Source organism: Burkholderia sp. HI2761 (assembly GCF_002223355.1).
Lineage (GTDB): Bacteria > Pseudomonadota > Gammaproteobacteria > Burkholderiales > Burkholderiaceae > Burkholderia.
Window position 1 is genome coordinate 1 of sequence record NZ_NKFN01000012.1, and the last position, 10,694, is coordinate 10,694.

The 10,694-nt window shown below is 57.7% G+C and carries 7 protein-coding genes and 6 pseudogenes; 2 read left to right on the forward strand and 11 right to left on the reverse strand.

Annotated features, from left to right (window positions below):
- Positions 1–127: 127 nt before the first annotated feature.
- Positions 128–835: pseudogene (locus tag CFB46_RS34775) on the forward strand (IS3 family transposase); the annotation flags it as partial.
- A gap of 28 nt (positions 836–863) precedes the next feature.
- Here CFB46_RS34775 and CFB46_RS34780 read toward each other — a convergent pair.
- From CFB46_RS34780 to CFB46_RS34825, 10 genes and pseudogenes are all read right to left on the reverse strand, one after another.
- Positions 864–1,355, reverse strand: a pseudogene (locus CFB46_RS34780) (DUF4158 domain-containing protein); the annotation flags it as partial.
- A 257-nt stretch (positions 1,356–1,612) separates the two neighbouring features.
- Positions 1,613–2,014: pseudogene (locus CFB46_RS34785) on the reverse strand (ABC-type transport auxiliary lipoprotein family protein); the annotation flags it as partial.
- A gap of 90 nt (positions 2,015–2,104) precedes the next feature.
- Positions 2,105–4,564 carry a membrane-bound PQQ-dependent dehydrogenase, glucose/quinate/shikimate family gene (locus CFB46_RS34790; RefSeq protein ID WP_218827941.1) on the reverse strand — a complete coding sequence of 820 codons (2,460 nt, stop codon included), beginning with the start codon at positions 4,562–4,564 and terminating at the stop codon, positions 2,105–2,107.
- A gap of 92 nt (positions 4,565–4,656) precedes the next feature.
- Entirely contained in the window at positions 4,657–5,832 is a 1,176-nt protein-coding gene (gene pqqE / locus CFB46_RS34795) for a pyrroloquinoline quinone biosynthesis protein PqqE (RefSeq protein ID WP_089502496.1), read from the reverse strand.
- Positions 5,804–6,079 (reverse strand): pyrroloquinoline quinone biosynthesis peptide chaperone PqqD, encoded by a 276-nt coding sequence (gene pqqD / locus CFB46_RS34800; protein WP_089502497.1) that lies wholly within the window; start codon positions 6,077–6,079, stop codon positions 5,804–5,806. The genes pqqE and pqqD overlap by 29 nt, the downstream gene beginning before the upstream one ends.
- Positions 6,076–6,828, reverse strand: coding sequence for a pyrroloquinoline-quinone synthase PqqC (gene pqqC / locus CFB46_RS34805; protein WP_089502498.1), 753 nt, complete (start codon positions 6,826–6,828; stop codon positions 6,076–6,078). The genes pqqD and pqqC overlap by 4 nt, the downstream gene beginning before the upstream one ends.
- A gap of 106 nt (positions 6,829–6,934) precedes the next feature.
- The gene (gene pqqB, locus CFB46_RS34810; RefSeq protein WP_089502500.1) at positions 6,935–7,846 is read right to left on the reverse strand and encodes a pyrroloquinoline quinone biosynthesis protein PqqB; all 912 of its coding nucleotides are present in this window, start codon (positions 7,844–7,846) and stop codon (positions 6,935–6,937) included.
- 82 nt (positions 7,847–7,928) lie between these two features.
- Complete coding sequence (gene pqqA, locus CFB46_RS36915) at positions 7,929–8,000, reverse strand: pyrroloquinoline quinone precursor peptide PqqA (protein ID WP_089502501.1); 72 nt, start codon at positions 7,998–8,000, stop codon at positions 7,929–7,931.
- A 335-nt stretch (positions 8,001–8,335) separates the two neighbouring features.
- Positions 8,336–8,770 (reverse strand): annotated as a pseudogene (locus tag CFB46_RS34820) (integrase core domain-containing protein); the annotation flags it as partial.
- Between the two features lie 46 nt (positions 8,771–8,816).
- A pseudogene (locus tag CFB46_RS34825) lies at positions 8,817–9,038 on the reverse strand (transposase); the annotation flags it as partial.
- 234 nt (positions 9,039–9,272) lie between these two features.
- Here CFB46_RS34825 and CFB46_RS34830 point away from each other — a divergent pair.
- Positions 9,273–10,508 carry an IS110 family transposase gene (locus tag CFB46_RS34830; protein ID WP_089502499.1) on the forward strand — a complete coding sequence of 412 codons (1,236 nt, stop codon included), beginning with the start codon at positions 9,273–9,275 and terminating at the stop codon, positions 10,506–10,508.
- 43 nt (positions 10,509–10,551) lie between these two features.
- Here the strand turns inward: CFB46_RS34830 and CFB46_RS35745 are convergent.
- Positions 10,552–10,694 (reverse strand): annotated as a pseudogene (locus tag CFB46_RS35745) (transposase); the annotation flags it as partial.

A 10,694-nucleotide genomic window follows, 5' to 3' on the forward strand; every position in this document is an offset into this window, starting at 1 on the left:
TTCGAGCATTACAACGAGAAGCATCCCCATAGCGCGCTGAAATACCGCTCGCCTCGCGAGTTCCGGCGCTCGATGGATTCAGCAACCTTAGTGTGACGCTGTGTCCGGTATTACAGGGTCAACTCCAGATCGGAGTCTCGGCGAGAGGCTGATGGCGGCCGCGCAAGAGGTGCCGCGCTTCGGCTATCGCCGGATGTCGGCCTGGCTGGCGTTGAGCGAATCGCGCGTGCAGCGAATGTGGCGAGCCCTGTAGCTCAACATTCCGCGCCGACGTCCTCGCCGACGTCGTTGCGGCAACGACATACGCCTGCCAGGCGCCACACAGCCAAATTCGGTTTGGAGCTATGACTTCGTGCACGATCAACTGGTGGATGGCCGGGCCTTGAAGATGCTATGCGTGATCGATGAATACACCCGCGAGTGTCTGGCGATCGAGGTTGGCGCCAGCCTGCGGTCGCAGGACGTGATCTTGACGCTATCGCGACTCATGCGACTGTACGGCAAGCCCGCGTTTGTTCGGTCGGACAACGGCGCCGAATTTACCGCTGCCAAGGTCATGCGTTGGCTGCGAGACGCTGCAATCGGTCCAGCCTTCATTGCGCCTGGCAGTCCATGGCAAAACGGATTCGTCGAAAGCTTCAACGGCAAACTACGAGACAAATTGCTAAACCGCGAATGGTTCCGCAGCCGCGCCGAGGCCAAAGTGCTCATCGAACGCTGGCGGCAGTTCTATAACGAGCGCCGGCCCCACAGCGCTCATCGCTACCAACCTCCGGCCACGGTCCGTCGAGCCTGGCTGGATTCCGATAATATCGACGCGAGACTCACTGCCTGATTGGCTACAAAATCCCGCCGCAGGTCACAGTTAGCCGATCGAGCGTCGAGAACGCTGGCAGTTCGATATTGCGCGCGATCAGGTCGTCGAGGGTGGCGTTGATGATGTCGACCTGCTGGTCCATCGTCAGCGATGCCGTGTGTGCCGCGCGCGTGGCGATCGCGTTCGCATCGGTGCCGTAGTACGGCTTGACGTCGAGGTAGGCGCGAACCGCTGCGTAATGCCGGAACAATGTCGGCGACAGTGCGGTGTCGTAGCCGAATCGAGCAGAGTCGCTAATGTCGGCGGTGGCACGCACGTGGTCGACGATGGCGTCGGGAATGACGCCGAGCACCGGAAAGTAATGCAACTGCTGGAACACCTTCAGCAGCACGAGTAGGCCCAATCGAGGTCGTTCACCCCGCGTCGACCGGCGTGCCCATTCGAGTTCGTCGGGTAGTGGCGTGTAACAGGCGTCCAGCTCCCGGGGCGCCAGGACCTCGGGAAAGCGCGGATAGGCAGTGCGTTCGATGGTAGCCATGCGAATCCTCGGGATCGCAGCGGGCCGCATAGGTTAGCGCAAGAAAAATCATACATTACCGTGCCATTTAGCAATAAGCGGACTCGTTTTCATAACCAAAAAGATTATGATAGGAATTTACACTTACCGTGTTCATGCCCCCTTAAAGCGCGATTAATAGCATGCAACTCGTAATGTCGATGCTCCACGCATCGGCTACCTGTGTCGGAACACCATATTTTTTTGAACAATTGAAAATAATGCGAATTGTCCGTGCGTCATCTCGCCTGTAACTTTGCGTCAGCCGGACAATAGATCGCGCGGCTAGCCGTTTTCATCGAACTCGGTGCCGACTCCTTAATCATCGCGCGCACGCCGGCCGCGGCTTGCGCGGCAATCACGTCGAGCGCGCCGATGCCAACGACGAGCGCGTCATAGCCGCTGGCGACCGGTTCCGCGACGCTCGTGCGGAACGTCATCACGGCCTTCGAGCCGAGCGCGCGCACGCCCCACACGGCGTCGACCACTGCGCGCTTGGCCGGCCACGACTCGAAGCGCTGCACGTTCACGCTGATGCGGTACACGGGCACGTCGGGAGGATACGCGGAATTCGCGACGTCGATCGCACCGAGCTGCTCGGCGAGATCGTCCGAGAGAGCGCCGCGAATCTCATCGACGGGAGAATCGAATGGATCGACTCGCCCGTCGACACCGCCCGGTATAGTCGTGAAGAAAATGATGTGGCCGCCATCTTCGTCAACCAGTGCCGATCACTTTCTGCCTGCAGCAGAGGCAACCTCGTCGTCGGGCAGCGCATACGCGACAAGTGCGTCGCTTACGGGTGTTCTCATGAAGTGATGCCCCCCCGCCATGATCACCAGGTACTGCTTACCGTTCGCGGAATAAGTCATCGGCGTTGCCTGGCCTCCGCCGGGCAGCAGGTCACTCCACACCATCTTGCCGGTCTTCTGATCGAACGCATGGATAAGGTTGTCCGTCGCTGCGCCCACGAATACCAGATTGCCGGCCGTGATGATCGGGCCGCCATTGTTGGGGGTGCCGACCTGAATCGGCATATAGGTCGGAAGTCCGAACGGTCCGTTTGCGCGTGCCGTACCGAACGGATGTTGCCAGGCGACTTTTTGCGTACGCATATCGATCGCCGTAATCATCCCGTACGGCGGCTCGTTGCAAAGCACCTGTGTCAGTGGCATCAGGAATGGCTGAACGTCGACGCCATATGGCGTATCGGCCATCGCACCGGGGCCTTCCGCGCCGGACTTGCTGGTGTGTCTCGCATCGTCGATCGAGTACAGTCCCATAGCGTCGGCCTGCTTACGCGACAGCAGTCTGTCGTACATCGGCGTGTTGTTCCAGTTGGCGATCAGCACACCGCGAGCCGGATCGTAGGCCACGCTGCCCCAGTCGACGCCGCCGTTGTAGCCTGGATACTCGAGCCACGGCCGATCCACCATGGGCGGCGTGAACTCGCCGACATAGTGAGCCTGCCTGAACTTGATCCGGCAATACAGTTGGTCGAACGGCGTCATGCCCCACATCGTCTTCTCTTGAAGATCCGGGAAGCCAAGGCGGGGCATCCCGGTCGACCACGGTTGCGTCGGCGCACGCGGATCGCCTGGCACATTGCCCTGCGCCGCCGGGCGCTCCTCAACCGGCAGCAGTGGCTTGCCGTCCCGACGATCCACGACGAACAATTGGCCGCGTTTGGTCGGAATCAACATGGCCGGAACGGAACCGTTGCTCGACACAAAGTCGAATAGCGTTGGCTGCGACCCAATGTCGTAGTCCCACACATCCTTGTGAACGGTCTGGAACACCCATCGCTCTTCGCCGGTCGCAGCATCGAGCGCAACGATGGACGACGCGACCCGGTTTTCATTCTCCGTTCGCATCGCGCTGTAATAGTCTGCCGCCGAATTGCCGGTCGGAATATAGACGAGACTAAGGCTGTCGTCGCCGGCCATCGGCCCCCACGAATTAGGCGTGCCGCGACTAAATTCCTGCCCTGCCCCCGGTACACCATGCTGTCCGGGACGATTGACGTCCCATGCCCACTTGAATGCGCCCGTATCCGCATCGTATCCGCGAATCACGCCCGAAGGTGCCCATCGCCGCTGCCCGTCCTGCACTTGATGATTTGCGATGATCGTTCCGTTGACGATAACAGGAGGCGACGTCATTGCCACGAATCCCGGTACCGTCTTCCCGAGCCCCGTCAGCAGACTGACCTGACCGTGCTCGCCGAAACCTTCGCACGATTTCCCCGTCGACGCATCGACTGCAATCAGACGGCCATCGATCGTTCCTTCGATGATCTTTTCGTGACATTGCTGACCGGTCGGGATCGTCTTCGACACTTGGTGTGCCAAACCTCGACAGGCAGCCGTATAGGGAACACTCTCGTATCGAGTACCGACATCGTGTGTCCAGATGACCCTGCCTGTCACCGGATCAAGCTTCGCAAGATTGTTCGTTGCGGTACACAGATAAAGGCCGTCGCCAACCTTGATCGGCGTCATTTCGGCCGCCCATTTGTTGACCTTGCCCTTGGGCGGCAGATCCCCCGTGCGATAGACCCACGCGACCTTGAGTTTCTTGACGTTATCGCTGTTGATCTGGCTGAGCGGTGAATAACGGGTGGCGTCCGCGTCCCGCCCGTATTGTTGCCAATCTTGATTCGGCTGGTTCGCGCGGTGTGCCGCACGCTGCATGCCGCCCGCGACAAGCGGGTCGCTGGACATCGGCGTCTCGGAAAGAAAACTCTGTTGCGGAATGAACGCCAGCGCAAAAGCAACGCCTGCGAACGCGACACATCCACCCGCGAGAACTTTCGCCAACCGTCGACCATATCCACTTTGCCCGACAGAATTTTGGAGTCGGGGCAACATCAATGAAACAAAGAATCCAAGACCTGTCAGAAAGCCCATTCTGGGCACCCAGCCCCACAAACGGGACGCCGTTTCATACAACGTCCAGACCAGCGTAATGGCGTAAACGACGCCGAGCAGCTTCGCGCCCAGCAAGCGACGGCGCCACAGAAGCCAGCCGGACCACACGAGCAGGATACCAGTAGTCACATAGTACGGACTACCGTTCAATAAAACCAGCCATATTCCGCCAACGCACATGCCTATCCCGCTAATCAAGATCGCAGCGGAAATTATCCGATCCCATATTGATAATAGATACATCGGATTACTAAGTTTCATGTAAAACTCCTGGTTTGCACTACATCAATCGCATCTACGGGATAGATTTTCCTAGATTGACGCCAAATAAAGCAACATCCCAGAAGAGGTCCTCATAAGACGTCAGACTCTCTCCGCGAATTTCGTCTGTTTCGGAACGTCATCGTCTTGATGGATTCCGGTCGAGCAAGTGCTGCTTCACGTGCTTTAAGAATCTGGTCGTGATGCGGAGACTTACTGCATACCGGATCCGCCTCGGTGGCATCCCCCGTTAGCATGTATGCTTGACAACGGCATCCACCGAAATCCTGTTCTTTTTCATCACATGATCGACAAGGCTCGGACATCCAGGTATCACCACGAAACCGGTTGAATCCGACTGACTCATGCCAGATATACGATAAATTCCTCTCCCGAACATTTGGAAATGCGATTGGCAGTTGCCGAGCGCCATGGCACGGCAATGCGGTGCCGTCCGGTGTAACAACGAGGAACACGCTTCCCCAGCCATTCATACAAGCTTTCGGTCGCTCCTCGTAGTAGTCCGGTGTCACGAAAATCAATTTACATGGGTTGTTCTCGGACTCAAGCCTCGCTCGATACACGTTCGTGATATGCTCTGCGCGCTGAAGCTGCTCGCGAGTCGGAAGCAGCGCATCACGGTTGAGGTGGGCCCAGCCGTAGTACTGGCATGTAGCGAGTTCGACGTAATCTGCCTCGAGCGAAATGCACAGCTCAATGATTCTGTCAATGTCAGCGATGTTGTATCGATGCGTGACGAAGTTCAGTACCATCGGATAGCCTTGCGCCTTCACCGCACGAGCCATCGCGAGTTTTTGCGCAAAAACTTTCTTCGACCCCGCCAGCATGTTGCCGATCTCTGCATCGCTAGCCTGAAAACTGATCTGAATATGATCGAGACCGGCGCGGTAAAAATCACTGATTTTCTGCTCGGTCAGCCCGATCCCCGAAGTAATCAGGTTTGTGTAATATCCAAGCCGCCGGGCCTCACCGATCAACTCGACGAGGTCAGACCGCACAAGTGGCTCACCGCCCGAGAAGCCGATTTGTACCGCCCCCATTTCACGCCCTTCTGCCATTACCCTAAACCACTGTCCAGTATCAAGCTCCGCGCCTTGATGAGCGAAGTCGAGCGGATTGGAACAGTAAGGGCACTGCAATGGGCATCGATACGTGAGCTCTGCGAGCAGCCACAACGGCATGCTCGATACGGATTTTGCAGTGGCTGGCATCATCGGCCTATGTGAAGTCGATCCAATATTTGTCATGGGCGGCCTCCATGAAACCTTCGACATCCGTGCCGAGTTCGGGCACGTCCGGGAAAAGCTGTTCGAGCCGCGCTACGATGCCGGCGATCGTCAGCGTACCGTCAATCAACTTGCCGATCTCGCTCGCACTATCATTGAATTTGACCATCCCTTCCGGATACAAAAGCACATGCGCATTCTGAGCGGGCTCGAACTGAAATCTGAATCCTCTTCTCCAGCGCGGGATTCGGTTTCGATCGAAACTCATAATGCGATTCCTCGGTTCCAGACTGGCCGATCGGTTATGGTGTGGTAAGGCGGTCGATGCAGTTCGTAAGCCATCGACATTGCGTCGAGCATGGTCCACAGGATGTCGAGCTTGAACTGCAGTATCTCAAGCATTCGCTGCTGACGCTCGTAGGTCGTGTAATGTTGCAGCGTGATGCCGAGACCATGCTGGACGTCCCGACGCGCTTGGCCAAGGCGATCGCGAAAGTAAGCGTAGCCATTCGGATCGATCCACGGATAATGCCGTGGCCAGCTGTCGAGACGCGACTGATGGATTTGCGGCGCAAACAACTCAGTCAGTGAACTGCTCGCGGCCTCTTGCCAAGTCGCGCGGCGCGCAAAGTTCACGTATGCATCCACGGCAAAGCGCACGCCAGGAAGCACATGTTCATGCGAACGCAATTGTGCTTCAGGCAAACCGACAGCCTCCCCGAGTCGCAACCATGCGTCGATGCCGCCGTCGCCGTCGGCCATTCCATCGTGATCGATCAAACGCTGAACCCACTGTCGCCGGATATCGCGATCCGGGCAGTTGGAGAGAATTGCAGCATCCTTAATCGGGATATTGACTTGATAGTAGAAGCGGTTCGCGACCCAACCTTGGATTTGCTCGCGGGTCGCACAACCTTCTACCATCGCAACATGGTACGGATGGTGGATGTGATAGAAGGCGCCCTTCGCTCGGAGCGCCCGTTCGAACTGTTGAGGATTGAGTGCCTGTTGGCGCATCGGGATTCTCCGCTACCCGGATTGGGTCCTGTGAATTGTGGTTCTCGTTCTCCGCGGGACAGGCATCCTGGCTGTTCTGCGACGTGGCAGTCGAATTGTGGTGCGCCTAAAGGACAATCTCCATGCCGTCGAATGCGACCTCGATCCCGCGACGTTGCAGCTCCGCACGTTCGGCAGAATGCTCGTCAAGAATCGGATTAGTGTTGTTGATGTGAATGAGCACCTTCCGTGGTTTGTGCATGTGCGACAGTACCTCGAGCATTCCACCCGGTCCGCTTTGTGCCAAGTGACCCATCTCGCGTCCCGTACGATTACCTACTTTGTGCCGCTGCATCTCGTCGTCGTCCCACAGTGTCCCGTCCACCAGCAGGCAGTCCGCTGTTTGCATACGACTCAGCAGTCCGTCATCGACTACACCAATGCCCGGGGCATAGAAAAGCTTGCTGCCGGTATGAAGATCCTCGACCAGCAAACCAACGTTGTCACCCGGATGAGGATCGCCACGGTGTGGTGAATACGGAGGTGCAGCGCTCACCAAAGGATATGGAGTAAATCGCAACTTCGGACACTCCGGTACCGTGAAGCTGGCATCCAGCTCGATTCGATTCCAGACAAGACCTCCGCTCCAATGCTTGAGGATCTCAAACAGTGGAAACCCGACGGTCAGATCCTGATGAACCATGTCAGTGCACCACACTTGCAATGGACAGCCCTCGCGCAAACTGAGTAAACCGGTAGTGTGGTCAAGCTGGCTATCTATCAACACGATTGCGACAATACCCGTGTCACGCAACGTACGTCCCGGTTGCATCGATGGAAAGTCGTGCAATTGCGCACGTATGTCAGGTGACGCATTACAAAGAACCCAACCCCTCCCATCGTCAGATAGTGCAATCGACGATTGTGTGCGCGCGCGTGCTTCAACTGTTCCGTTGCGGAAACCTACGCAGTTCATGCAGTTGCAGTTCCACTGCGGAAAACCTCCGCCAGCAGCTGATCCAAGGACGCGTATGAGCATAGTGGAAAAGAAGTTCCCAAGGTGAATGAGGTCGACAACGTTCCCGAGCAAGCCGCTGCCTCGTCAATTCATGAAAAATAGATCAGCGATTCGAGACATACATCGTGATCTCAAAACCGAGACGAAGTTCGACGTAGACAGGTTTGGTCCACATGATTGATTCTCCATAGTGAGTAATTTATTTCACAATCCTAAAACTAATAAAGATTAGAAATATAATGATATGAATCATCATTACAATTTTCAACATATCACATTTGTTCTCCATGATGTGTTGTTGATCGTACTTTTATCGCGCGCAGTGCTTTCCAATGGAGCAAGATCCTGACGAGGGTCTGAGGTCGGACGGAATTCGTGGCGGCCAACGGGTTAAGCAGCGATATGATTCAGATAGAAGCGCTACGTGAACGCGACAGGCGATTGGTAGTCCAGACGCGCCTGCATAAATCGCTCGCCGAACAGGATAGCAAACTTGACCCTGAACCAGAATTAGTCCCGGTCGGAAGTGGAGATTTCCGGCTTGGTTGAGTTGTCAGGCGAGGCGAATTTCCTTGCCTGGCGGGCGAATTCGGCGGGTGTCATCCACTGCAATGCGGAGTGGGGGCGAACCTCGTTATAGTACGTGCGCCATTCGTCGATTTTGCTCTGCGCGTCGGCCAATGACAAGAACCAATGCGCGTTCAGACATTCCTGCCGGAGGCGCCCGTTGAAGCTTTCGACCTTGGCATTGTCAGTGGGCGTGCCCGGCCGGCTGAAATCCAGCTCGACGCCATGTTCATACGCCCAGCGATCCATTGCCTTCGAGATGAACTCGCTGCCATTGTCGACCTTGATCATGGCAGGGTGCCCGCGCATGGCGGTGATACGCGTCAGCGCGTCGACCACGTGCTCTTCCTTCAGGCTTTGTCCGACCTCGATGGCCAGGGAACCTGTCCGCATTTTTGTGGGCGAGGCGGTTGAACAACACGGGTTATCCACGCGCCTGCATAAATCGTTCACCGAACAGGATAGCAAACTGATTCATCGCTGATTTCCAGTCGAAGGCAGCGCGTACCGTTTTGGCCAGCACATTGCGTAGCGCCAGCCAGAGTAGCTTGATGGCCGCCTCGTCATTCGGGAAGTGGCCGCGCGTCTTGATGATCTTGCGCAGTTGCATGTTCAGACTTTCAATGGCATTCGTAACCGGCATGATATAGCCGGTGCCTCGCGTTCCCGCGCCGAGTGGTTTGAGCGTATGGTGTGACCATCCGGGACAGGGGCACTGGGGAGCACTTCGGGTGGGCAGGCCGTTGTTACACGATGAGCCGCGAGCTCGTGTTTGTAGTTGGCCGCCCCTGCGACCCGCCCAGTTGCGCTGTGAGCGCGAATCCGTAGTTGTCGTGCTGTCCCACCGGCTCCCAGCAGTGATCTGATACGGGAGACGGTTATGCGAATCGTGGGGTTTGATGTCTCGCGCTCAGTGGCCGAGATCGCGTACCTGGAGGATGGCACGCTGCATGCAGGCGGCCGCACCGGGTTGCGACGCGACGAACTGGAGCGTTTTGCCGAGAAGCTGCGCGCCACCGATCATGTGGTGCTCGAAGCAACCGGCAACACTGCCGCCATCGTCAACGTGCTTCGTCGGCACGTCGCGCGCGTGGCGATTGCCAATCCGCTGCAAGTTCGGCTGATCGCGGAGGCTCGCGTCAAGACGGACAAGATCGATGCAGCCGTGCTGGCACAGCTGTATGCAAGCGGCTTTCTACCGGAAGTATGGATGCCGGACGAGCACACGCTGGCGTTGCGTCGACAGATCTCGCGTCGTTCACAGCTAGTGCGGCAGCGCACGCGGCTGAAGAACGAGATTCATGCGGTTCTGGCCGCGCATCTGATCGAGCGATGCCCCGCCACCGATCTGTTTGGTAAGAAGGGGCGTGCCTGGCTCGGCGTTCAACCGCTTCCGTTGGACGAGCGACTCGGTGTTGAGCAGCGGCTGCGCGAACTGGACCGCCTCGGCGAGGATCTGCGCGAGGTGGAGCAGGCACTCGCGCAAGCGACCATCGACGACGCGCGATTGCGCGTGATGCTGACGATCACCGGCGTCAACACCACGGTAGCGATCGGGCTGCTATCTGCCATTGGCGACATCGAGCGGTTTCCGAATCCGGAGAAGCTGGTGAGCTACTTCGGGCTCAATCCGTCGGTCTATCAGTCCGGCCCGACACCGGCCAGGCACGGCCACATCACCAAGCGCGGGCGCTCTTACGCACGGGCGATGCTGGTCGAGGCTGCCTGGGGCGCCACGCAGGCGCCTGGGCCGCTGCGCGCCTTCTTCCTGCGCGTGCGCGATCGCCGCGGCCAGCAAATTGCCATCGTCGCGACCGCTCGCAAACTCGCAGTGATCGTATGGTATGTGCTGACACGCGACGAGCCGTTCGCGTGGGACCGTCCCGCATTGACCGCACACAAGTTACGCGCGCTGGAACTGCAGGCTGGAATGCCGGCGCAGCATGGCTCGCGCAAAGGTTCGGCTGCCGCCTACAGTCTGAAGAGTGTCCGTCAGCAAGAGCGAGCCGTGGCTGAGCAGTCTGAGCGAACCTATCAAAAACTGTTTAACCGGTGGAAGCAGTCGCGCCCCAAATCAGACAGCGCGCCGATACGGAGGCCGGAAGCGCGGACATAGCGAACGAGCGAAGTACAGCATGGGGGGCTTGTGTATTTCATCCGTTGTGTATTTCATCCGTCGTGTAGATGATCTTGCGCACACCCGGCGGAAACGCAAAGAACGGGATCACGCGATCCCAGGCGTTGCGCCACGCGCTACTGACGGTCGGGAATTTCTGACCCCACGGACCATCCGCAAACGCAT

What these genes read in the sequence shown, in the direction of transcription:
- pqqE (WP_089502496.1), bottom strand. Translation starts at nt 5,832, where the DNA reads ATGACAAATATTGGATCGACTTCACATAGGCCGATGATGCCAGCCACT.
- CFB46_RS34830 (WP_089502499.1), top strand. Translation starts at nt 9,273, where the DNA reads ATGCGAATCGTGGGGTTTGATGTCTCGCGCTCAGTGGCCGAGATCGCG.
- CFB46_RS34790 (WP_218827941.1), bottom strand. Translation starts at nt 4,564, where the DNA reads ATGAAACTTAGTAATCCGATGTATCTATTATCAATATGGGATCGGATA.
- pqqD (WP_089502497.1), bottom strand. Translation starts at nt 6,079, where the DNA reads ATGAGTTTCGATCGAAACCGAATCCCGCGCTGGAGAAGAGGATTCAGA.
- pqqB (WP_089502500.1), bottom strand. Translation starts at nt 7,846, where the DNA reads ATGCTCATACGCGTCCTTGGATCAGCTGCTGGCGGAGGTTTTCCGCAG.
- pqqC (WP_089502498.1), bottom strand. Translation starts at nt 6,828, where the DNA reads ATGCGCCAACAGGCACTCAATCCTCAACAGTTCGAACGGGCGCTCCGA.